We start from the raw sequence: 22,120 nt of genomic DNA on the forward strand, positions 1-22,120 counted from the left end.
TCGCCCATTGCGATACCTCCATTATGCGTCTCAAAATGATAATATTGTGCAAATTGCACAAGCCCCTGAGAACGATGCTGGTGAACCTGCACGACATCTGTGAGAAAACCATTTGCTTTCTGGCAGTTGTGCGGGAAGTCTTCGCCAGAGGCTGGAGGGGATCAGGCAGATGACGCGGATGAAAGCATGGCAGACGCTGGCCCCAGGGGCGCCGATGCAGCTTTGCGAGGTGGATATCCCCATCCCCGGCCCGGGCGAGGCTCTGGTGCAGGTTGCAGCGGCAGGGCTGAATTTTGCCGATCTGCTGATGAACGAGGGGCGTTATCAGGTGCGCCATACACTGCCGGTGACCGGCGGGCTGGAGCTTTCCGGCAGCCTGGTCGCCCTCGGACCCGGACACGCTGAAACCGGCGGGCCCGCAATCGGCGCGCGCGTGGCGGCGCTGGTCTCAAAGGGCGGATTTGCGGAATATGCGGTCGCGCCGGCGGCGGCGCTGGTCGAGCTGCCCGAGGGTATGGATTTCGCCACCGCCGCCGGGTTCCAGATCGCCTGGGGCACTTCGCATCTCGCGCTTGCGGGCAAGGCCATGCTGCGGGCGGGCGAGACGCTGTTCGTCACCGGCGCGGCGGGCGGGGTCGGGCTGACGGCGGTCGCAATCGGGCATCTCCTCGGCGCGCGGGTGATTGCCTCAGTCCGGGGGGCAGAGAAAGCGGCCATCGCCCGCGCGGCCGGCGCCGATAAGGTGATCGACAGCGATGCGCCCGATCTGAAGGACCGGTTGCGCGCGCTTGGCGGCATCGACGTGACCTATGACACGGTGGGCGGTCCGGGATTTGATGCCGCAATGCGGGCGACAAGGCCAGGCGGGCGGATGCTCGCCATCGGTTTCGCCGGCGGCGAGGTGCCGCAGGTGCCGCTCAATCAGTTGCTCGTGCGCAATATTACGGTGATCGGCTTCTGGTATGGCGGCTATTCCGATTTCGCGCCCGGCGAGCTTGCGGCGAGCCTGCGCCAGCTCTTCGCCTGGTGGCAGGAGGGGCGCATTCATCCGCTGATCTCGCAACAGCTGCCCTTCACGCAGCTGGAAGCAGGGCTGGAGACCATCCGCAGCCGCCAGGCGACCGGCAAGCTGGTTCTGCTGACCACCCCCGGCTGAGGCGACCGCCCCTACCCGCCATAGGCGCAGCGCAATTCGGACAGAAGCGCCGCCGCCACTTCACCCCCGGCATCGCCGCGCATCGTGTCCAGCGCATAGAGCCCGATCTTCGTCCGCCCGAGGGCGGGCAGCGCATTCTCGCCGCTGATCGGCTGGGTCGCTTCGGGCAGGCCATCTGCGATGCGCACCGTCACCGCAAGATCCGCCGCGACCGAGGCATCCACCACCTGGTCGCTTTCGCCATCCACCGCCAGCTCCCAGGGGATGCCGGCCTGATCCAGCGCGGTCATCGCCAGCGGCCGGAAGATACAGCTTTGCTTGAAGCCAAGCCGCAGCGGCCGGCGCTGCCAGGCGGTGCCATCAATCGCCCCGATCCATTGCAACTGCCGTAATGACAGCACCTCGGCGCCGGCATCGGGCTGGTCTTCGGTGGTCACGATCACATCGAATTTGCCGCGCGCGAAATCCTCTTTCAGGTGCAGCGTGAACGAGGACACCAGGTTGATCCGCATCAGTGGCCAGCTTTGCCCCAGCCGTTTCAGGATCTGTGGAATCGCGGGATAAACAATGTCATAGGGCACACCCAGCCGGATCTCGCCCTGGTATTTCGCGCCCCCCAGCCGCGACAGCGCCTCGTCATTGATCTCGAGGAGGCGCCGGCCATAAGAGACCAGCATCTCTCCCTCGGGCGAGAGCGCCAGCTTGCGCGCCGCCCGCAGGAACAAGGGCAGCCCAAGCGCCTCTTCAAGCCGCTTGATCTGCATCGAAACCGCCGATTGCGTCAGATTGAGAAAGCCCGCCGCCCGCGTCACACCGCCGACATCGGCCACGGTGACGAAAGAGCGCAAAGCGGTCATGTCGAGGTTGCGCGGCATATCACAGATCCTGATGATTAACCCAACAATCATTCATTTCCATTATGGAAGGATTTCGGCGAAACATCAACATGCCTGATGCAACCAAAGGTCCGCATCACAAAATCAGATCACAAGGATTCCGGTGATGCGCGCCCTCAGCCTGCCTTTCCTCTCGCGCCTGCCCCGCAAAAACGCGCGCTCCGGCTTCTGGCGCCGCATCGCGCTTGCCTATGCCCTCCGGCGCCACCGCCGACAGCTCGCGCGGCTGGACAGCCGGCTGTTGCTGGATATCGGCCTGAGCCATCGCGAGGCCGAAGCCGAGGCCGCGCGCCCGTTCTGGGATGCGCCGGGCCATTGGTATCACTGAGAGATATCACTGCGGGCCGCGCGGGCATTCACGGCGCAACTCCGCCCCGCGCGCCTGCCCGATCCGGGGCCGGATACAACAATTCGCAACAGATGACATGATTTTTAACCCTGGCGAGGGCGGAAATCCTTGAAATCACGCCGATCCTTTCCGATATTCGGGCAGTGAGGTGCGCCGGACTCCCCGGCGTTGCCCTTAGGGACAACATCGGAGGCTTAAATGGCTCAATATGAAACGATCCGCGGCGTAGGCGTTGGCGCCCGCGCTCAGATCGACGAAGGGCTTCGCGCCCATATGAACAAGGTCTACGGGCTGATGTCCGTAGCGATGCTGATCACGGCTGCTGTGGCCTGGGGGATTTCGGGCCTGACCACGACCACCGATCCGTCGCTGGCTGTGGCTGAAATCCGCAGCGGCACCTATCTGACCCAGTTTGGTTACACCCTCTTCGCCTCGCCGCTGAAATGGGTGATCATGTTCCTGCCGCTGGTGATGGTTTTCGCCTTTGGTGCACTGGTCAACCGCCTCTCGGTCGCGTCGGCCCAGCTGTTCTTCTACGTCTATGCGGCGGCCATGGGCCTTTCGCTGTCCTGGATCTTCATCGTCTTCACCGGCGGATCGATCGCTTCGACCTTCCTCGTGACCTCGATCTCGTTCCTCGCGCTGTCGCTCTATGGCTATCTGACCAAGCGCGACCTGTCGGGCATGGGCACCTTCCTGATGATGGGCCTCGTTGGTCTGATCGTCGCGATGATCGTGAACATGTTCCTGCAATCGGAAGGTCTTGCTTTCGCGATCCCGGTGATCGGCGTGCTGATCTTCGCCGGCCTGACCGCCTATGACACGCAGAACATCAAGAACACCTATATCCAGCACGCAGTGTCGGGTGATCAGGAATGGCTCGGCAAGGCCGCCATCATGGGCGCGCTGAGCCTCTATCTCGACTTCATCAACCTCTTCATGTTCCTGCTGCAATTCATGGGCAACCGCGAATAAGCAGAACGTCCGGGCCAGACCTGGCCTGGTAAGAACAGAAGCCCCGCGCAGCCTTCCGGCAGCGCGGGGTTTTCTTTTTCCGCCCCTGTTCCTTATCGCAGCTCAGCGTCGCCAGGCCCGTTCCTGCGCCCACATTCCTGCGCCTGCAACCATGCCGCCACCTCGCGACGCGCGCGCAGATGGATCAGCTTGCCCCTTGCCGCTTCCGATCCGGCAAGCCGCGCCATCCCCTGGCGCGCCGAATGGCGCGTGTTCCAGATCCAGGCCCAGAATGCCAGGCTCTCGCGCCCCAGACGCTCGGGGCAGCCCTCGGGCAGATCAGGGCGGCTGCGGCCATAATGGCGAACAAGCCGCCAGAGCACGCGCCACATCCTGAGCCCCAGCGGCAGATCCAGCCAGATCAGCAGATCTGCCCGCCGGATACGATTGTCCCAGGTGGCAGAATGCCCGCCTTCGAAAATCCAGGCCTCCCCCGCTTCTGCCTCATGACACAGCCGGGTCTTTTCCGCACGCGAGCGCTCCACCCAGCCCGATTGCCAGTGAATGCGGTCGATATGGATGACCGGCAGCCCGGTGATCTGCGACAAAGCCCGCGCCAGTGTCGATTTCCCCGAGCCAGGCTGACCGATGATCATGATGCGCTGCATGCCAGGCTCCCCGGATTCTCTGTGCCGCAAAAACGAAAAGGCCGCGCCCGGAGGGCACGGCCTTACATCCCGAATGGGAGGCAGATCTTACTTGATCTTGCCTTCTTTATATTCGACATGCTCCCGCTTGACGGGGTCGTATTTCTTAACAACCATCTTCTCGGTCATGGTGCGGGCATTCTTTTTGGTCACGTAGAAGTGCCCGGTGCCCGCCGTCGAGTTCAGACGGATCTTGATCGTCGTCGGCTTCGCCATAGTCGTCTCTCCTGCATCGGGAAAGATGGCTTCCCCGCGAAATCTCTGAGCCAGCCTTTTAAGGGCATCCCTGCTGGTGTCAACAGTCAAAAACGCTCTGATGGGCGAGTTTCCGCAGCTGCGCCGCCTTCCTGTCAGCTGCCGCCAGGGAAGGCTGCGGCGGAAAGGCCGGCATGGCGCAGGACGCCCCTGGCGGGTACCTGCCGGAGACCTGCCGCCCCCGGGGATCGGTGGCAAAGACATGCCTGACCTGCCTGCGCCGGATCCTTTTGGGATGAAGCCCCGTGATTCCGGCCTCTCAGACCGTCGTCTGATGAAAGGCCCCTGCCCGGCGCAAACCGAAGCGGGGAGACGCCCCTCCCGTCGCGCCGGAGTTCATCTGCCTCAGATCTCCACGGGTAAGATTTTCGGGAGGCGGGCCTTAACGGGTGGCCTGCGTGCCCGGGTCGCGCAGCTTCCGCGCGCGCCAGGCCATCCATTCCGCGCCTGCCTGCGCCACCGCCTTGCGCACGGCGGCGCCCACCGCTTCGCCTGCCGCGGTATGGAGCCCGGCATAGCGCCCCTCGCCCGGCAGGCAGGCCAGCGCCAGGCAATCGGTGCCGGTCCCTGTGGCGCGGCCGGTGGTGAGATCCAGCCCCAGATCCATGATCGCGGCGGTGCGGGCCTCGACGGCAATGGTCAGCGCCTCGATCTGTGCGGTCTTCGACAGCGCGGCATCGGTGCTGACGAGGATATTCACCGTCCCAAATCCCGATCCATCGGCGCTGTGCCAGGGCAGGCGCCGCCCGACGGATTCGGCATTTGAGAGGCCCAGCGTCACCAGCGCCGCCGCCCGGACACCTTCCGCCTCAGCCTCGGCCAGCACCCGGCTCGATACATCGCGCGAGGTCATCATGCCAACCGTCGCTTGCATCGGGGCGCGGGCCATTTCGGCCCCGAACCAGACTTCCACCGGGAAATCCGGCTTCAGATCCTGGTCGCGCACCTCACGCCAGGCGATGGTGTCGCCGGTCACGAACCCCGCGCCAAAGGGCGCATGGGACAGGATGCGCATCGGGCCCGGCAATTGCGCGAACAGCCAGGGCCGCGCGAGATGGTCGCGGATCACCGGATCACCCCGAGCGGCTGGAAAATCAGCCCCTCCGCGCTTTCCGAAAGATGGGCGCGGATGCCGAATGTAACCGCAAGCCGCGCCTCAGTCAGCACCTCGCGCGGCGGGCCATCGGCGACCAGACGCCCGCGATCCATCAGCAAAAGCCGGGTGCAATGGCGGGCGGCAAGGCCCAGATCATGGACGGAGGCCATCACCCCATGCCCCTCGCGCGCCAGATCGGCGAAGATCGTCATCATGCGGATCTGCGCCTCCGGGTCGAGACCGGCGCCCGGCTCATCGGCGATCAGCAGCGGCGTCTCCTGCGCCAGCGCGCGGGCAATCAGCGCCCGCGCCTGTTCGCCGCCCGAAAGCTCGGTCGCGGGCCGGGTCGCGAAATGCTCTATGCCGAGACGTCTGAGTGCCCGCGCCACTGCCGGATCGGCAGGATCGGCATGGCCCCAGGGCGCACGGCCCAGAGCCACCAGATCCGCGACCGAGACGGGCCAGGCGATCTCGCGCCCCTGCGGCAGGAAGGCGACTGTCCGCGCCCGGGCCCGGGCCGGCATCAGGGCAAGGCTCGATCGCCCCTCATGCGGCAAAAGCCCCAGAGCGGCGCGCATCAGAGTGGTCTTGCCGGCGCCGTTCGGGCCGATCAGCCCGACGAATTCTCCCTCGCACACCGTCAGCGAAACACCTTCGACCACTGCGCGGGCGCCGCGCCGCACGGTCACCCTGTCCAGCGTCAGCAATGTCATGCCTCGACCCTCCGCATCTTCCAGATCAGATGCAGGAAGAAAGGCGCCCCGACCAGAGCCGTCAGCACGCCGAGCTTCAGGTCGCGATCCGGCGCGATCAGCCGGGTCGCGATATCGGCGGCAAGCAGCACCGCGGCGCCGCCAAGGGCCGCCGCCGGCAAAAGCCGCGAGGGACTGGCGCCAACCAGCGGGCGCAGCACATGCGGCACCACAAGCCCGACAAAGCCAATCGCCCCCGCAACCGCGACCGAGGCACCCACCGCCGCCGAACACCCGAGGATCAGCACAAGGCGCAGCCTTGCCGGGCGGATGCCGAGGCTCTCGGCCGCATCCTCGCCCAGCGTCATCGCATCAAGGCCCCTCCCGAGGCTCAGGAGCGCCACAACGCCCACAAGGATAAACGGCGCCGCCAGCCAGACATGGGTGAAAGACCGGTCCGCGAGCGAACCCATCATCCAATAGACGATCTCGGCCGCGGCAAAGGGGTTGGGCGAGAGGTTCAGGACCAGCGAGGTCGCCGCGCCGGCCAGCGCGGAAATCGCGATCCCGGCAAGGATCAGCGCCAGCGCACCGCCGCGCGGGCCGGCAAGCCCCAGGATCAGCAGCGAGGCCAGCCCCGCCCCCGCCAGCGCCGCCAGCGGCAAGGCCAGCGAAAAAGCCGCCGCAAGCCCGGTCTGCAGGGTCAGAACTGCGCCAAGGGCCGCAGAGGCCGAAACGCCGATCAGCCCCGGCTCGGCCAGGGGGTTGCGCAGATAGCCCTGCATCGCAGCGCCGGAAATCCCGAGCGCCGCGCCGATCAGCAGCCCGAGGAGCGCGCGCGGCAGGCGGATCTCCTGCATCACCAGCATGACCGGCCCGCCCTCGCCGCCCAAAAGCGCGCGCAGGCTTTCGCCAAGGCCCAGCCCTGCCGGCCCGATCAGTAGCGAGGCCGCAAACAGCGCCGCCACCAGCGCCAGCAACAGCGGGATCAGCATTTTCATTCCGCGCGCTCCCCCGCGTCTTTTGTGGCCGATGCGGCCTCCAGCCCCAGCCGCGCCGCACGCATCGCCGCGACGGCGCGCAGGATATGCGGTGTGCCGCAGATCCAGTCGGCATCGCTGAAGGCCACCACCCCGGCCTCAGCCTGTAAAAGCGCCAGCGCGGGGTGGTCAAGGATCTCTTCCGAACGCGAGGCGCCGGGATAGGGTTTCGAGGTCACGACCAGGTCGGGCTGCGCCATCACGAGCAGCTCCATCGGCAGGACACCTCCGCCAGTGACGCCCGCGACCGCGCCGATATTGGCGAAACCGGTATGTGCGAGGACATCATCCGACAGGGTGCCCTTCCCCGTCGTATAGCCATTGGGATAATAAAGTGCCGCCGGTTTCAGGGCGAGATCAGTCGCCAGCGCCGCAAGACCGGCCTCGAATTCAGCGACCAGCGCCTCGCCCGCCGCCTCGCGCCCGAGATACCCCGCCACCTCGCGGATCTGCGCGCTGACGCCCTCCAGCGAGGTGACCGGCGTCACCTGTTCCACCCGGATGCCAAGCCTGCGCAGCAGATCGACACTGGCACGGGCAGTATAGGTGCCGGCCAGCACGAGACCGGGCGTCATGAGAAATACCTGCTCGGCGCCGCCCCGGTTTGCGGTATAGGCGGCGGCCTCCTCCGGCATGGAGGAGGCCAGCGGGTCCGAGGCCAGATGGCTGACCGAAACCAGTTGCCCCGGCGCCGCCAGCATCATCGCCAGCTGATCGGTGCACAGGTTGATCGAGACCACCCGCCCCGGAGAGGGAAGAGGGTCGGCCGCCACCGGCAAGGCCCCAAAGAGCAGGACAAGGGTGGCGGCGCGCAGCATCAGAACCGTGCCTGCAGCCCGAGCCAGGCCGTGCGACCCGGCGTGCCATAGCCATGCGACGACTGCCAGTGTTCATCGGTCAGGTTCTCAATGCGCAATGTGGCGCCGATACTGTCACTAATCTGATAGCTGAAAGCGGCGTCCAGCAAGGTGACATCGGGCATGTCGAGGGCGGCAAAGCTGTTCACATGCCTGTCGCGGCGTCCGGCCAGATGGCTGAGGGTAAAGCGCGCCGAGACCCGCTCGCTGATCTGTGCATCCAGCGCGAGCGCCAGATTATGGCGCGGCACCGCCGTCAGGCGCGCCCCATTCGGGTCATGCGCATCGGTATAGGTATAGGCGAGCGTGAGGCTCAGCGTATCGTTCAGCCTGGTTTTCGCGGCCAGCTCGACCCCTTTCGACACCGAACTTCCCGCCAGATTGCCGAGCGTTGACCAGAAGGTCGCGGGATCGGCGGCGATACGGTCTTCGACCTCGATGCGGAAAGCCGTGAAAGACAGCGACGCACCTGTCCCGAAGGCATAATCTGCACCCAGCTCGTATGAGACGCTGGTTTCGGGATCGAGATCGGGATTACCGGTGAAGAACAGCCCCGGATAATCACCGTACAGCTCGTCAAGCGAGGGCGCGCGGAAGCCCCGCGCGACGGCACCGCGCAGGGTCAGCCCCTCGGCAGCCGCCCAGGCAAAGGAAAGCCGCCCGGTGCCAAAACCGCCAAAGGCCGAATGGTCATCATACCGCAGTGCCGCAGTCACATCGAAGCCTTCGCGCGGCGACCAGGCAAGCTGGCCCCAGATGCCTTTGGTATCGGTATTACCCGAGCCACCGGGCATGGCCGAGGTTTTCGCCTCTTCACGGTTGAAATCCGCACCATAAGACAGGGTCAGCTGGTCAGACAGCGTGCTGGTCGCCTGCCAGTCCAGCGTCAGACGCTCGCCGGTAAAGGCGCTTTTGCCGTTCTCGTCATCCATATCGCGCTTGTTGCGTGAAAAGCCGATGCCCAGCACATGCAGCGTATTGCCGGTCTCCAGCTCTGCGAAGAGCCGAAGGCCAAGGTCCTGGCGGCGCATCACATTGGGCAGATCGGTGAAAGTATCGGTATAGCCATCGCCATCCGTATCGATATAGCCGTCATAATCGCTGCGGGTTTTTTGCCAGAAAGCGGCGCCCCCCAGCGTCACCAGATCCGAGACCCGGTAGCGCGCCGAAAACGACAGCCGGCTGGCCTCGGCGCCATCCGCCTCGGTGCCCCCGTCAAAGGCCGATATCCCGTCGGTGCGGAAATGGCTGGTATTCAGGGCCAGTTCAAGCTGGTCATCCTTTTGGGTCAGGCCCCAGGCAAGGCGGACCGAATTATGGCTGCCCCCTTCGACGCTCACCTTCTGATGCAGCCCCGGCTCTGCCCCGGACAATGTCGAGATATTGATCACCCCGGCCACGGCCGAGCCGCCCCACAGCGCCGATTGCGACCCGCGCAGCACCTCGATCCGGGCAATATCATCGGTCATCAGCGCGCCGAAATCGGTCGAGACCTGCACGCCGGACGGGTCGTCAATGCGGATCCCGTCGATATAGACCGCGATATGACGCCCGTCGAAGCCACGGATCCGCAAGGCGGTATTGGCACCAAAACCACCCTGGCTGATCACCGAGACCCCCGGCAATGTGCCAAGAAAATCCGCGAGCCGCAGATCGGCGCTTTTGTCCAGCTCGGCGCGGTCAACCACACTGACCGAGACGCCGGAGCGCGCAATATCGGCCCCGTAACGCAGGGCCGAGAGCGTGATCGTGCCCAGGTCAACAGGGTCTTCGTCCTGTGTCTGTGCGCGCGCATTGCCGGCCGCACCGGCAGCCAGCGCGGCAATCACTGCAAGATGGGAAACCCTGTGAAACATCTCTCAGCCCTTTCTTCGGAGCCGCCGGTCCCTGACCGCCGCCCTGATGCGTTTTCGCTTCGGGGGAAAGCCCGCCCGATGCGCGTGAACGTCACCTCTGGCGGCACTCCGCCCTCCGCCGCACGCCCCGTGCGAGGGAAAGGGTGATCAGCAGCGGCAGGTCTCCTGGCTCGCGGGTCCGGGCGGACGGCTGGCCTTCCCGGAACTGCCCCCCTGAGGGGGCTCCAGTGGCATCATCAACCGCCGCTCGCCGCTTACAGTTGCGGGGGCAGCTGTGGTCCCGGATCCCTGTGCAGAAAGGACCGGCCACATTCCCTTTTCTCCGGAAAACCGCGCTTTGCGGGCGCGGTGCCGGAACCGTTGCTCTGTCCTCCATGCGATCCGCCCTTGCCCTCTGTCAAGCGGCTGACGGGGCGCAGGGTTGCGGCAGTCGCCGCTTTGGTCGCCCGGGTCACATGGTTGCGGTAACAGCCTGATGCGCGGCGCCTCTGGACCTTTCCCGGGCGCCGCGTCCAGACTGGCATCGGGATGAATAACGGGGAATCGCAGATGATCGGGGATCTGGGCGCACGGGATGCGACCGAACTTGCGGGGCTGGTGGCAAAGGGCGAGGTCAGCCCGGATGAGCTGCTGGATGCGGCGCTGGCCGCGGTCGGCGCCCGAAATCCGGCAATCAACGCCGTGGTGCTGGTGCAGGAAGAGGTCGCGCGCGCTGAAATCCGCGCAGGCCTGCCGCGCGGACCGTTTCGCGGCGTGCCCTTTCTGATCAAGGATCTGGGGCTCGAGGCAAAGGGGCTGCCGTCCCTTAACGGCACGCGGCTTGGTCCGGCCAGGACCTATGCCGCCGATTGCAATATGATGGCCCGGATGCGGGCGACCGGGGTGGTGACATTCGGGCGCACGACAAGCCCCGAAGGCGGGGTCGGCATCGCAACCGAGGCCGCCGTCTATGGCGGGCCAACCCGCAACCCCTGGAACACTGACCATACCGCCGGCGGCTCGTCGGGCGGCGCGGCGGCGGCGGTCGCGGCAGGGATCGTCGCTTTCGCGCATGGATCAGACGGTGGTGGCTCGGTCCGGGTTCCGGCCTCGAATTGCGGGCTTTTCGGCTTCAAGCCGACCCGCGCGCGGCTGCCCGACGGGCCATGGTCCGGCGAGGGCTGGGCCGGCATGGCGATTGACGGGTTCCTGACACGTTCGGTCCGCGACACGGCGGTGATGCTGGATGCCTGCGAGGGGCCCGACCTCGGTGCCCCCTATTGCGCGCCGCCGCTGGCAAAGGGCTACGGCCAGGCGATCTCGGCCCCGCCCCGGCGGCTGCGCGTGGCGATCTGCGACACGACCTTTACCGGCGCCGCGATTGACCCGGAGGTCGCAGCCGCGGTGCAGGAGGCCGGGCGGCTGCTGGAAGGCCTTGGGCACCATGTGGAGCCGGCGCGGCCAAAGGCGGATATCGGGGCGATGATGCGGGCCTGGACCGATATCGTTGCGGTCGGCACCGCGCTTACGATCCGGCAGAAGCTGAAGGGCAGCGCGCTGACGGAGGATCTGGTCGAGGGTGTCGGGCGCGGCGCGGTGAAACATGCCGAAGCGCTCGGGCCGCTGCGCTATCTGGAAGCGGTCGAGGATATCCATGATTTCGGCCGTGAAATGGCATCCTTCTTCCGGCCTGAAACCGGCCCCGGTTACGACATCCTGCTCTCGGCTACCCTGGCCGAACCACCGGCCAAAGTCGGGCGGTTCAGCCATGAGACCGAGGATTACGTCGATTACCGCCTCGGGCCGGGGCGCTGTTTCGACTATTCGCCTTTTGCCGCCGTGTTCAACGCAAGCGGCCAGCCGGCGGCGTCGTTGCCTCTCGGCTGGTCGGCCTCGGGCCTGCCGATCGGCGTGCATCTGGCCGCGCCCTTTGGTGCGGATGAGGAGCTGATCGCGCTTTGCGCCGAGGTGGAGGCGGCCGTGTATTGGAACCGGCGCGCAGCCGTGGCGGGGTGAGGCCTGACGGATCGGGCAACGGGGGGCTGTCTGCCCCCCGCGCGCGGTGCCCGCGCTCCCCCCGAGGATATTTTCGGACAGATGAAAAGGGCTGTTCGGCGCTGCAGGTTCATGCGATGCCGGACAGAGAAAGCGGAGGCTGGCGATGGTGGTGAAGGTTCTGGTGGTGGGTGCGGGCTCGATCGGGCGGCGCCATCATGACAACCTGCAGACGCTTGGGGCGGTGGCGAGCCTGCGCGGCTGGAGGGGATACGGCGCGGCCGGATTGCAGGCGGATCTGCGCGACCATGATGCGGTGGTGGTGGCGACCGCGACCGATATCCGAAAGGAAGTGATCTGTGCGGCGGCGGACCAGGGGCTGCCGGTCTATGTAGAAAAACCGCTGTCCTTTACGACAGAAGAAGTGGAGCAGATCAGCACCTGCACTGCGCCGGTCGCAGAGCGGTCGATGGTTGGCTATATGATGCGCTGGCATCCGGCGTTTCGCGAACTCGCGCGCCGCGATCTGTCGGATATTTTTCGGTTTTCCTTTGCGATTGGCCATGATGTCACCCGATGGCGGCAGAACTGGTCCTTTGCGGAAAGCTATGCTGCGCGGGAGAAAGGCGGCGGCGTGCTGCTGGATCTGTGCCATGAGCTTGATATGGCGCAATGCCTGTTCCCCGGGCTGCAGCCAGACGAGGTGCTGTCACAGGGCCATGCCGATTACCCGGGTGTTGATCTGGCGAGTTTCGTAACACTCCGCCAGCGCGAGGGAGAGGCGGCGGGCTCGGTCGCAATGGATTACCTGACGCCGCGCCTGCATCGGCGGACGGTGTTGCACGGCACCCGCCAGAGCTTTGACTTTGATTTCGCGGCCCAGATCTACCGGATCCAGGACCTGGCGGGCGAGCGGCTGCTTGACCTGCCGCTGGAGCGCAATGCGATGTTCCTGGATGCGATGCGGGCTTTTCTGGCGCTGGTGGCCGGGCAAAGCCCCGATCCGGTCGAACGTCTGCCACGGCTGGATCGCGTCATCGCATCAGCGAAACTCATCAGCGAGGCCTGGCAGAATCGCCGGTTCATTGGCCTGATCGATAAGGAGCTCACATGATTTTGGGTCATATCGGCGCGCGCAAAGGGTCCAAGGGCGTGCCGCGCAAGAATTTCCGTGAAATCTGCGGCAAGCCGCTGATCGACTGGTCTCTGGATCAGCTTTTCGCGCATCCCGGCGTCGATGCCGTTGTGGTCTCGACCGATGATGAAGAGATCTATGACCATGCCGTGGCAAAGGGCGCGCTGCAAATCGGGCTGCGGCCTGCGCATCTGGCGACCGATCAGGCGGGGAAATGGGGGGTCTGGGCGCATGCGCTTGACGCTTCGCAGGCTTTGCTTGACCGCACGGTGACGGCGTTTCTCGACCTTGACTGCACCTCGCCTTTGCGGCTGCCCGAGGATATCACCGGCGCGCTGGATCTCTTTGCGAGTGAGAGGCCGGACATGGTCATGTCCTGCTGCGAGGCGCGCAAGAACCCCTATTTCAACCTTGTGGAACCCGATGCGACCGGCGCATTGCATGTCTCAAAACCCCTGCCCGGCGGCGTGGTCGCGCGTCAGCAGGCGCCGGTGGTCTATGAACATGCGGCCTCGACCTATGTCGTTGCGCCCGATTACCTGCATCGCTCGAAAGGTCTCTGGGAGGGGCGCGTGATCCCTTACCTCATGCCGCCCGAGCGCTGCGTCGATATCGACAGCCCGTTCGATTTCCGGCTGGTCGAATTTTTGCTGAAAGAAGCACAGGAAGGGGAGCATCATGGCTGATCAACTGAAAGGCCGCACGGTTTTCATCACCGGCTCGGGCGGCGTGCTCGGCAGCACCTATGTGCGCCGCATGCTGGCCGAAGGCGCGCGGGTGGTAAGTTCCGACCTTGCCGGGCACCGGGCCGAGGCGCTGAAAGAGGCCCATGCCGGAAACGAGAATTTCCGCTTTTACGACCTTGATGTGTCGGATGAAGATCAGGTCGTAACCATCTTCAAGCGCATCGAAAAAGACGGATGGGAGCCCAATGTCGTTCTCAACAATGCCGCCATTACCGGCGAGCTGTTGATGGGCGCCGGCAAGGGGTTCCCCGATTTCGCCGATCTCGAAGTGGCGGATTGGGAAAAGACCATGCGCACCAATCTGACCGCGCCTTTCATGATCGCGCGGCAGATGGATCGTGACATTGTCGGGCGTCGCCCCTGCACACTGGTCAATGTCGCCTCGATGTATGCTCTGAACGGCGCGCATCACCGGATCTATGACGGGATGCCCTTCAAGAATTTCTCGGCCTACGGCGTCTCGAAAGCCGGGGTGCATGGGCTGACGGTCTGGCTTGCCGGCTATTGGGCCGGGCGTGGCGCGACCGTGAACACCATCGCGCCAGGCGCGGTGTTCAATGGCCATTCCGAGGAATTCCAGAAACGCGTGGGCGAGCTGATCATGCTCGACCGTATGGCAAAACCCGATGAGATTGCCGATGCGATGCTGTTCCTTGCAAGCCCGCAATCCGGCTATATCACCGGGCAGCTGATCAATGTGGATGGCGGTTTCTCGGGCTGGTAACGGCCCGCCCCCCGCGGCGCCTCAATCGTGAAACGCCTTTTGCAAAGGCCGGTCCCAGAAGGCGGGGTCGGCCAGCACTTCGACAAAACGATCCGCCGCAGCGCCTTCGCCAAAACCGGCATCGCGGGGCGCTTTGTTCCCCCAGGCCGTGGTGAGGAAGCCAAGGATCGCCGCGCGGTCAAAAGCCGACACCGCCGTGACCGAGGCCGCATCTGACCGGTTGGTCTGCCGCGTGCCGACATCAAGCGAAGGCACGCCCAGAAACGGCGCCTCGCGCACCCCGGCCGAGGAATTGCCGACGATACAGGCGGCATTGCGCATCAGTTCGGAAAAATGCGCAAAACGCATCGAGGGCAGCACCCGGAACCGCGCCTTCGGCAGGCTGTCGAGCACCCGGAAAATCGCCTCGGACCCCGGGTCATTATTCGGCGCAATCACCACGAAATCGCGCTGGCTCTCGACCAGAGCCGCGAAGAGCGCCTCGGCCTGGGCACCCATCGTTGCCTGTTCCGAGGTCACCGGATGGAAGGTCGCGATACCGTATTCCTCGAAGGGGATCGCGTAGCGTGCCCGCACCTCGTCCAGCGTCACGCCCGAGGCACGCGCATGGAAATCGAGTTCCGGCGAGCCGATCACATGGATCACATCCTCGGGCTCACCAAGCGCCATCACCCGGCGTTTCGCGGTCTCAGATGACACGAAATGATGGGTGCAAAGCTTGGTATTGCAGTGGCGGAACACCTCGTCGATGGTCCCGGAAACCTCGCCCCCCTCGATATGGGCCGAGCGGATGTAATTCGTGGCCGAAACCAGCGCGCCCGCCATTGCCTCGATCCGGTCGCCATGGAGGACGATCAGATCCGGGCGGCTTTCGGTGACAAAATCCGAAAAGCCGGTGACGGTTTTCGCCAGCACGATATCCTGCGGATCGCCGGGGCGCTGGTTCAGAAATTCATGCGTCGCAATACCGGGCTGGCGGCGCACCTCATGCGCGGTCAGCCCGTAGCGGGTCATCATATGCATGCCGGTCACGAAAAACGTGACCTCATGCCCCGCCTCACGCGCCGCCGCCGCAAGCGGCTCCAGCTTGCCGAAATCGGCGCGGGTGCCGGTGAGGAAGAGGATCCTGCGCGGCACCGACGTCACGCCAGATCGCTCCATTTCAGCTGGGTATTGCGCGTAACCGCGCGCGTCAGACGCTTGCCGATCAGCTTGTCGAACTCATAGGCCGGGATTTCGCCCGAGCCCGGACGCCGCGCCCAGATATCGATCTCATGGATCACATGGCCTTCCGGCAGGTCACGATCCGCCACGACCGAGCCGCGCGCGAAACGGTAGACATCCTCTTCCGGCGCCGAGCGTTGTTTCGGGTTATTCGCCGCGATCCAGATCTCTTTCGAACGGTCTACCAGGAAACGCAGTTCGGCCGGGTCCATCGAATTGATGATGTCGGGGCCCTTGCGGTAGCGCGAGTCCGTATAGTGGCGCTCAAGGATCGTGGCACCAAGCGCGACCGAGGCCAGCGCCATTTCCGGCCCGATGGAATGGTCGGAAAAACCGACAACAGCGTTCGGGAAGGCGTCCTTCAGCTCGGTCACGCCGCGCAGGGATACGATCTCTGGCGGGCTCGGGTAAAGATTGGTGCATTCCAGCAGCGCATAGGGCACGCCCGAGGCATCGAGAATATCCACGCTCGCGCGGATCGTGTCGATGGTCTGCATACCGGTCGACATGATCACCGGCTTGCCCTTTTTCGCGATATGGCGAATGAGCGGCAGGTTATCGGCCTCTCCAGACCCGATCTTATAGGCCGGCACGTCGAGGGTTTCGAGGAAATCAGCCGCCGCGCGCGAAAACGGCGTCGAGATCCAGATCATCCCGAGGCTTTCAGTATAGCGCTTAAGCTCGGCCTCATCGCTCTGGCTCAGAGCACAGCGCGCCATCACCTCCCAGATAGAGACATCGGCATTCGGCGGAAAGATCTGCTTTGCCTCCTCCGTCATCTCGTCTTCAAGGATATGGGTCTGATGCTTGATCATCTCGCAGCCGGCCCCGGCGGCAAGGCGCACCATCTCTTTCGCGACATCCAGATCGCCGCCGTGATTGATGCCGATTTCGGCGATGACCAGCGGCGGATGGGCGGGGCCGATCTCGCGGCCGGCAATGGTGATGGAACGGGTCATCGGCAGGTCTGCTTTCTGTCCTGGACTGATCGTGTAAAGCTCTGCCCGTGCTGCACCCCTGCCCCGGACTTGTCAAGGAAGCGGTCAGGGATCGCGCGGCGGGCGGCGATGCTGCGCAAACGGATAGCGGGCAAGCGCGCTATAGCGGGGGCCGCCCGCGGTCAGCACGCTTTGCCAGAGCACAATCTCATCGACATGCCATTCGTCGCTGACAAAGCCCGCCCCGGCCGCGACGCCGCGTTCCAGCCGCATCAGCGTGGCTGGATCAGGGCGGCTGAAACGACCCAGCGTCACATGTGGCATGAAACGGCGATGCGGAAGATCAAGCCCCGCACGCCGCCCGGCGGCCTCGACCGCAGCCTGCAGCGCGGCAAGCGGCGCAGAGGGCGCAACCCCGGCCCAGGCGCTGTGGGGTTTCGTGCCGCCAAAAAGCCCGAGCCCCGCCAGCGACAGCGCAAACCCCGGCAGCTGCAGATCGGACAGCGCGAGATGCAATGCATCCGCGAGGTCATCGGCGAGATCCTCACAAAAGAGCAGCGTCAGATGCATGTCCTCTGCCGCAACCCTGCGCTGCAGCGGCAGAAGGAATTGCTGCAGGACAAGCGCCTCGCGCACAGATCCCGGCATTTCCAGCCCGATGAATACCCGCATCAGCCCACCCCACATCCCGCACGGGCGGGGATTTCGATCCGGCACACCGTCACAATCTTGTGCATATTAGTCTCACAGGCAGAAAATCTTGTTAAATCTCTATATAGCAATAGGCCGGACGATGCGCGTCAGGCAGAATGAACCATATGTATAACAGACTCCCGGGCCCGCAGGGTTTTGCTGCGACGGCCGAACGGGTGCGAAGGTAGCTGGTAAAGAATATGAACAAAGAGGTCAGGGTAACATATCGGGATTCCGACTTGGATGTCAGGGTTCAGCTTGCGGCATTGTGCTGGAATGAAAGCAAGGACGGGACGCGGATCCTTTTGATCACCAGCCGTGACACCGGCCGCTGGGTGCTGCCCAAAGGCTGGCCGATGGCGGATCGCAGCCATGCCGATGCGGCGCTGACCGAGGCCTGGGAAGAGGCCGGGGTGACCGGGGCAACCGACGGGTTTCCAGTCGGAAATTACAGCTATGACAAGGTTCTGTGCCGCGACACCGATCTGGCGCTGCGCTGCGATGTCGAAGTCTATCCGGTGCGGGTCGCCAGCCTTGCCCGCAAATATCCCGAATATCGTCAGCGCCGCCGCAAATGGTTCAGCCCGGAGAAAGCGGCCCGCAAGGTTGACGAGCCGGATCTGCAACAGCTGATCCTGGCCTTCGCGGCAGGCAATGCGAAACAGACCGGCACAGAGGAAAGCGGTTCAGTGCAGGGCGTGGCCCGGGTCTGACTTCCGGCCTTTCACCGGCCCCGACAGGAACCGGCGGCTGTGGTCTTGACCCGCGCCCGCGAAACACTAGCTTCCGCGCTATGTGGTCCGGCATCAAAGGCCCGGGCCAGCAGGAGATTACGAAGAATGATCCGCTACACGCTGCAATGCGAAGCAGGCCATGGGTTTGAGAGCTGGTTTGCCGATGGCCAGGCCTTTGACAACCTTTCGCGCGCCGGCCACCTCGCCTGCCCGGTCTGTGGCAGCGCGCGTGTTGAAAAGGCGCTGATGACGCCTTCGCTCGGCCCCGCCCGCAAGGCGGCAGCCACCGGGGAATTGCCGGCTTCGGCCACGCCTGAAGCCTCCCCTGCTGCGTCACCGCCCCCCTCGCGCGCCGAGATCGAGAATGCCCTGGCTGTTTTGCGCCGCGAGGTCGAAAAGAACTCGGAATATGTCGGGGTGAACTTCGCATCCGAGGCGCGCCGCATCCATGACGGCGATGCACCCGAGCGCTCGATCTATGGCGAGGCCAGGCCGGAAGAGGCACGGAAACTGCTCGAAGATGGCGTGCGTGTGATGCCTTTGCCCTTCCTGCCGCGCCGCAAGGCCAACTGAGCGCACCTTCCGGCGGGAGGCGACACGGCCAGAGATCGGTTTGGTAAGGCGGTCAAGGTACGAGACGAGCCTGACATGGCCCTGTTTCAGGACTGTCCGGGGAATGTCCGGACGGCGCTGACTGCTCCCTGATCGCCAGGAAAGTGCGTTATCGCGCAGAAACGGGCGAGGACGCTGTGTAATCGTATATCGCCCCGATGAAATCTGCGCCTGCTGCAGGGTGTAAAACCTGGCGAAGGGGGCATCACCTGATGGTCGCCGCAGCGGAGACCCGCGCTGGTCGTCGGGATCAGCAAAGGCGCAAAACCACGGTGGCAAAGACCGGCCAGAGCTTTGTCCTGACTCGGTCCGGGATCGAAGACTGGTCTGATGATCCCCTGCGGGAAACACCTCCGGATAGCCGGCAGAAGGAACGAGAGGCGCGACCTGCGAGGCAGGCCACCCCTGAACAGCAGACCTGCCACGCGATGATTTCAGCGACCTGTCAAAGGCTGCGTTCCCGGCCAGAACCATCCGAAAAGGCCAATTGCCGGGAAACGCCGCCCTCGGATCGGATGCCAGATCAGGCATCCAGCGGCGCAGCCGCGCCCTGCGACAGCGCGGTCGCGCCTGGCCTGTGCCACACAGCGACACCCAGATCTCGCAATGGCCCCACAGCCTCGGCTGTGACCTTGAATAGCGTGATCTGCACGATGCGGCGCCCTCGTGATGATCTTATTTGCCTGTGCGACATTGCGGCTGCACGCCACATTCCCTCACGGCCACTAAACAGCACCCAGCGCGAATGTGCGCCCCTTCAGGCCGTTGAGATAAGCGGCCGCGCGACCGCTTTCACGGCCATATGCCCGCGCTGGTCCGGGAGCACCATCCCCGGGGGCAAGGCAATATCTCAGTAGATATAGCGGATCTGTTCGGTCCAGAACCGCTCCATACGGCGCAGCGAAGTATTGATCTCATCCATGCCGCTGACATCGATCACGCCGCGTTTTTCGAGGCCTTCGGCATGGCGCAGAAACAGATCCGAGACCTGATGGCGCAGGATCCGGCCCTTTTCCGTCAGCCGCACCCGTACCGAACGGCGGTCGATTTCCGACCGCTGATGGTGCATATAGCCAAGATCGACCAGCTTTTTGAGATTGTAGCTGACATTCGAGCCCTGATAGTAACCGCGGCTTTTCAGCTCGCCCGCGGTCACCTCGTTTTCGCCGATGTTGAACAGGAGCAGGGCCTGGACCGGGTTCACCTCCAGCACGCGCAGGCGCTCGAACTCGTCCTTGATGACATCAAGCAGCAATCTGTGCAGGCGTTCTACCAGGCCCAGATTGTCGAGATAGCAGGAGAGGAACGCTTTCTGCGATCCATCGAGGACGGATTGATGGAGGGACATTTGTACTTTGCTCCGCACGTAACAGACGGATACAGAATCGGCACAAAGCACAAACATTCCGTAAACTCGCGACGATTTTGCCGCGAGTTGTCGCGAAGAGATCAGCGCGCGAGCCGCGCCCCGGCGAAATCCGCGATCCGGGGCAGCAAAGGCGCTGTCCAGTCCGGGGCGGCAACCGTGCCCAGAACCCAGGTCAGCAGGTCCTGATCATTCTCGGATAAAAGCCGGTCATAAAGATCCAGTTCTTCCGCCGTCAGCGCCGCCAGCCCGGCATCGGCAAAGGGGCCGAAGACAAGGTCCATCTCTTTGATGCCACGGCGCCAGCTGCGCATCCGCATCCGGCGGAGCCGGGCGTCATGGCTTTCCCCCGGCACCGCCCCCTCTTTCGCAACCATCGCTCACTCCTGCCGCAAAGCCTGTCTGAGCCGCTTTTCCACCGTTGCGATCTCCTGCACAAGCCCCGCCGCCTTTGCCCTGAGCCGCGTCAGGTCGGCCAGGGCATCGCTCAGCGCTGCCGGCATAGCCTCTGCCTCCGGCAGGCCCAACCCGTCGCCTTCGGCCGTCAGGAGCCAGGCGAGCGAGACATTCAGCATCCCCGCCAGCGTCGAAAGCCGGTTGCCCCTCGGCTCTGCCATATCGTCTTCCCAGGCCTGCAGCGTTGTCAGCCGCACCCCCAGCCGCTGCGCCAGATCTTCCTGGCTCAGCCCGGCCGCCTCACGCGCACCGGCAAGCCGGTCGCCAAAGGTCGCCACATCCGCCGAGAACCAGTCCTCGGGTGCCAGATCCACGCCCGGCTCACGTCCTGTGCTGCTTTCCGCCATCATGCCTCTCCTTTGCTGATATCGCTTGTATGAACGGGGGGGCGAACTTAAGACCCGAGACCGGAAAATGCAAACAATCCCACCGGAGACCCGGAAATGGCCTTTCTGTCCGATACGCTTGCCCGCGTGAAACCCTCGGCCACGATCGCGGTCACAAACAAAGCGCGAGAACTGGCGGCAGCCGGCAAGGATGTGATCGGCCTTGGTGCCGGCGAGCCGGATTTCGACACGCCGGAACATATCCGCGATGCCGCAAAGCGCGCGATTGATGCGGGCAAGACCCGCTATACCGCCGTCGATGGCATCCCCGAACTCAAGGCCGCGATCTGCGCAAAATTCCTGCGCGAGAACGGCCTTACCTATACCCCGAACCAGGTGACAGTGGGCACCGGCGGCAAGCAGATCCTCTTCAACGCGCTGATCGCCACGCTGAACAAAGGCGATGAGGTGATCATCCCGGCGCCTTACTGGGTGAGCTATCCGGATATGGTGCAGCTCGCCGGTGGCACCCCGGTCGAAGTGGTGGCGACGCTTGAGAATAATTTCCGCATCACCCCCGCACAGCTTGAAGCTGCGATCACGCCAAAGACCAAATGGCTGATCTTCAACTCGCCCTCGAACCCGACCGGTGCGGGCTATTCGCGCGAAGAGCTGAAGGGCCTGACCGATGTCCTGATGCGCCACCCGCATGTGTGGGTGATGTCGGATGACATGTATGAACACCTGGTGTTCGATGATTTCGAATTCACCACCCCGGCCCAGATCGAGCCGGGGCTTTATGACCGCACCCTGACCTGCAATGGCGTCTCGAAGGCCTATGCAATGACCGGCTGGCGGATCGGCTATGCGGCAGGCCCCGTGGCGCTGATCAGGGCGATGGGGACGATCCAGTCGCAATCGACCTCGAACACCTGCTCGGTCAGCCAATGGGCCGCGCTGGAGGCGCTGAGCGGGCCGCAGGACTTCCTCGCCGACTGGCGCCGCGTGTTCCAGGGGCGCCGCGATCTGGTGGTTTCGATGCTGAACAAGGCGACCGGCATCACCTGCCCGAAACCGGAAGGCGCCTTCTATGTCTATCCGGACATTTCTGGCTGTATCGGCAAGGCGACACCCGCAGGCGTGGTGATCACCAATGACGAGGTCTTTGCGACGGCACTTCTGGAAGAGACCGGAGTTGCGGTCGTCTTTGGATCGGCGTTCGGTCTCAGCCCGAATTTCCGCGTGAGCTATGCCACTTCGGACGAGGTGCTGCGCGATGCCTGTGCCCGGATCCAGAACTTTTGCGCGAGCCTTGTCTGAGCGGAAACCTGACG

General features: G+C 64.4%; 24 protein-coding genes and 1 riboswitch. Of the genes, 10 read left to right on the forward strand and 14 right to left on the reverse strand.

Annotated elements, in window-relative coordinates; genetic code table 11:
• Positions 1-169 precede the first annotated feature (169 nt).
• Complete coding sequence (locus tag M3484_RS09705) at positions 170-1,156, forward strand: NADPH:quinone oxidoreductase family protein (protein ID WP_249496716.1); 987 nt, start codon at positions 170-172, stop codon at positions 1,154-1,156.
• 11 nt (positions 1,157-1,167) lie between these two features.
• Here the strand turns inward: M3484_RS09705 and M3484_RS09710 are convergent, their stop codons facing one another.
• On the reverse strand, positions 1,168-2,031 hold the full coding sequence (locus M3484_RS09710) for a LysR family transcriptional regulator (protein ID WP_092896447.1): 864 nt from the start codon (positions 2,029-2,031) through the stop codon (positions 1,168-1,170).
• Between the two features lie 127 nt (positions 2,032-2,158).
• Between M3484_RS09710 and M3484_RS09715 the strand changes: the two genes are divergently transcribed.
• Entirely contained in the window at positions 2,159-2,380 is a 222-nt protein-coding gene (locus tag M3484_RS09715) for a DUF1127 domain-containing protein (RefSeq protein ID WP_092896445.1), read from the forward strand.
• Positions 2,381-2,599: 219 nt separating this feature from the next.
• Positions 2,600-3,376 carry a Bax inhibitor-1/YccA family protein gene (locus M3484_RS09720; protein ID WP_092896443.1) on the forward strand — a complete coding sequence of 259 codons (777 nt, stop codon included), beginning with the start codon at positions 2,600-2,602 and terminating at the stop codon, positions 3,374-3,376.
• Positions 3,377-3,468: 92 nt separating this feature from the next.
• Here M3484_RS09720 and M3484_RS09725 read toward each other — a convergent pair whose 3' ends face one another.
• From M3484_RS09725 to M3484_RS09755, 7 genes are all read right to left on the reverse strand, one after another.
• Positions 3,469-4,023: an AAA family ATPase gene (locus M3484_RS09725; RefSeq protein WP_249496717.1), complete on the reverse strand. Its 555-nt coding sequence runs from the start codon at positions 4,021-4,023 to the stop codon at positions 3,469-3,471.
• 87 nt (positions 4,024-4,110) lie between these two features.
• Positions 4,111-4,278, reverse strand: a complete 168-nt coding sequence (gene rpmG, locus M3484_RS09730) for a 50S ribosomal protein L33 (protein WP_023666545.1) — start codon at positions 4,276-4,278, stop codon at positions 4,111-4,113.
• A 421-nt stretch (positions 4,279-4,699) separates the two neighbouring features.
• Entirely contained in the window at positions 4,700-5,386 is a 687-nt protein-coding gene (locus M3484_RS09735) for an adenosylcobinamide amidohydrolase (protein ID WP_349306271.1), read from the reverse strand.
• Positions 5,383-6,126 (reverse strand): ABC transporter ATP-binding protein, encoded by a 744-nt coding sequence (locus M3484_RS09740; RefSeq protein ID WP_092896437.1) that lies wholly within the window; start codon positions 6,124-6,126, stop codon positions 5,383-5,385. The genes M3484_RS09735 and M3484_RS09740 overlap by 4 nt, the downstream gene beginning before the upstream one ends.
• Positions 6,123-7,106 carry a FecCD family ABC transporter permease gene (locus tag M3484_RS09745; protein ID WP_092896435.1) on the reverse strand — a complete coding sequence of 328 codons (984 nt, stop codon included), beginning with the start codon at positions 7,104-7,106 and terminating at the stop codon, positions 6,123-6,125. The genes M3484_RS09740 and M3484_RS09745 overlap by 4 nt, the downstream gene beginning before the upstream one ends.
• On the reverse strand, positions 7,103-7,963 hold the full coding sequence (locus M3484_RS09750) for an ABC transporter substrate-binding protein (RefSeq protein WP_249496718.1): 861 nt from the start codon (positions 7,961-7,963) through the stop codon (positions 7,103-7,105). Before M3484_RS09750 ends, M3484_RS09745 begins: the two co-directional genes overlap by 4 nt.
• Complete coding sequence (locus M3484_RS09755; RefSeq protein ID WP_249496719.1) at positions 7,963-9,858, reverse strand: TonB-dependent receptor plug domain-containing protein; 1,896 nt, start codon at positions 9,856-9,858, stop codon at positions 7,963-7,965. The genes M3484_RS09750 and M3484_RS09755 overlap by 1 nt, the downstream gene beginning before the upstream one ends.
• A gap of 138 nt (positions 9,859-9,996) precedes the next feature.
• A riboswitch (cobalamin riboswitch) is annotated at positions 9,997-10,235 on the reverse strand.
• A 172-nt stretch (positions 10,236-10,407) separates the two neighbouring features.
• Between M3484_RS09755 and M3484_RS09760 the strand changes: the two genes are divergently transcribed.
• The 4 genes from M3484_RS09760 to M3484_RS09775 all read left to right on the forward strand — a co-directional run bounded on the left by M3484_RS09760 (position 10,408) and on the right by M3484_RS09775 (position 14,437).
• Positions 10,408-11,853, forward strand: coding sequence for an amidase (locus M3484_RS09760; RefSeq protein WP_249496720.1), 1,446 nt, complete (start codon positions 10,408-10,410; stop codon positions 11,851-11,853).
• Between the two features lie 145 nt (positions 11,854-11,998).
• The gene (locus M3484_RS09765) at positions 11,999-12,946 is read left to right on the forward strand and encodes a Gfo/Idh/MocA family protein (protein WP_249496721.1); all 948 of its coding nucleotides are present in this window, start codon (positions 11,999-12,001) and stop codon (positions 12,944-12,946) included.
• Positions 12,943-13,653, forward strand: a complete 711-nt coding sequence (locus M3484_RS09770; protein WP_249496722.1) for an acylneuraminate cytidylyltransferase family protein — start codon at positions 12,943-12,945, stop codon at positions 13,651-13,653. The genes M3484_RS09765 and M3484_RS09770 overlap by 4 nt, the downstream gene beginning before the upstream one ends.
• On the forward strand, positions 13,646-14,437 hold the full coding sequence (locus M3484_RS09775; protein ID WP_092896425.1) for an SDR family NAD(P)-dependent oxidoreductase: 792 nt from the start codon (positions 13,646-13,648) through the stop codon (positions 14,435-14,437). The genes M3484_RS09770 and M3484_RS09775 overlap by 8 nt, the downstream gene beginning before the upstream one ends.
• Before the next feature lie 21 nt (positions 14,438-14,458).
• Here the strand turns inward: M3484_RS09775 and neuC are convergent, their stop codons facing one another.
• The 3 genes from neuC to thpR all read right to left on the reverse strand — a co-directional run bounded on the left by neuC (position 14,459) and on the right by thpR (position 17,271).
• Positions 14,459-15,583: a UDP-N-acetylglucosamine 2-epimerase gene (gene neuC / locus M3484_RS09780; protein ID WP_249496723.1), complete on the reverse strand. Its 1,125-nt coding sequence runs from the start codon at positions 15,581-15,583 to the stop codon at positions 14,459-14,461.
• Positions 15,580-16,620, reverse strand: coding sequence for an N-acetylneuraminate synthase family protein (locus M3484_RS09785; RefSeq protein WP_171909464.1), 1,041 nt, complete (start codon positions 16,618-16,620; stop codon positions 15,580-15,582). The genes neuC and M3484_RS09785 overlap by 4 nt, the downstream gene beginning before the upstream one ends.
• Before the next feature lie 84 nt (positions 16,621-16,704).
• A complete protein-coding gene (thpR, locus tag M3484_RS09790; RefSeq protein WP_249496724.1) occupies positions 16,705-17,271 on the reverse strand; it encodes an RNA 2',3'-cyclic phosphodiesterase in 567 nt (188 codons plus the stop codon).
• A gap of 260 nt (positions 17,272-17,531) precedes the next feature.
• Between thpR and M3484_RS09795 the strand changes: the two genes are divergently transcribed.
• Positions 17,532-18,005 (forward strand): NUDIX hydrolase, encoded by a 474-nt coding sequence (locus M3484_RS09795; RefSeq protein WP_249496725.1) that lies wholly within the window; start codon positions 17,532-17,534, stop codon positions 18,003-18,005.
• 126 nt (positions 18,006-18,131) lie between these two features.
• Positions 18,132-18,599, forward strand: coding sequence for a DUF1178 family protein (locus M3484_RS09800; RefSeq protein WP_249496726.1), 468 nt, complete (start codon positions 18,132-18,134; stop codon positions 18,597-18,599).
• A gap of 889 nt (positions 18,600-19,488) precedes the next feature.
• Here M3484_RS09800 and M3484_RS09805 read toward each other — a convergent pair.
• From M3484_RS09805 to M3484_RS09815, 3 genes are all read right to left on the reverse strand, one after another.
• On the reverse strand, positions 19,489-19,986 hold the full coding sequence (locus tag M3484_RS09805; RefSeq protein ID WP_092896413.1) for a MarR family winged helix-turn-helix transcriptional regulator: 498 nt from the start codon (positions 19,984-19,986) through the stop codon (positions 19,489-19,491).
• A 101-nt stretch (positions 19,987-20,087) separates the two neighbouring features.
• A complete protein-coding gene (locus M3484_RS09810; protein WP_249496727.1) occupies positions 20,088-20,381 on the reverse strand; it encodes an FAD assembly factor SdhE in 294 nt (97 codons plus the stop codon).
• 3 nt (positions 20,382-20,384) lie between these two features.
• On the reverse strand, positions 20,385-20,807 hold the full coding sequence (locus M3484_RS09815; RefSeq protein ID WP_092901444.1) for a helix-turn-helix domain-containing protein: 423 nt from the start codon (positions 20,805-20,807) through the stop codon (positions 20,385-20,387).
• Between the two features lie 96 nt (positions 20,808-20,903).
• Between M3484_RS09815 and M3484_RS09820 the strand changes: the two genes are divergently transcribed.
• Positions 20,904-22,106 carry a pyridoxal phosphate-dependent aminotransferase gene (locus M3484_RS09820; RefSeq protein ID WP_092896411.1) on the forward strand — a complete coding sequence of 401 codons (1,203 nt, stop codon included), beginning with the start codon at positions 20,904-20,906 and terminating at the stop codon, positions 22,104-22,106.
• The last annotated feature ends 14 nt before the right edge of the window (positions 22,107-22,120 follow it).

It is taken from the genome of Pseudomonas sp. GX19020 (assembly GCF_023371075.1).
GTDB lineage: Bacteria > Pseudomonadota > Alphaproteobacteria > Rhodobacterales > Rhodobacteraceae > Pseudogemmobacter.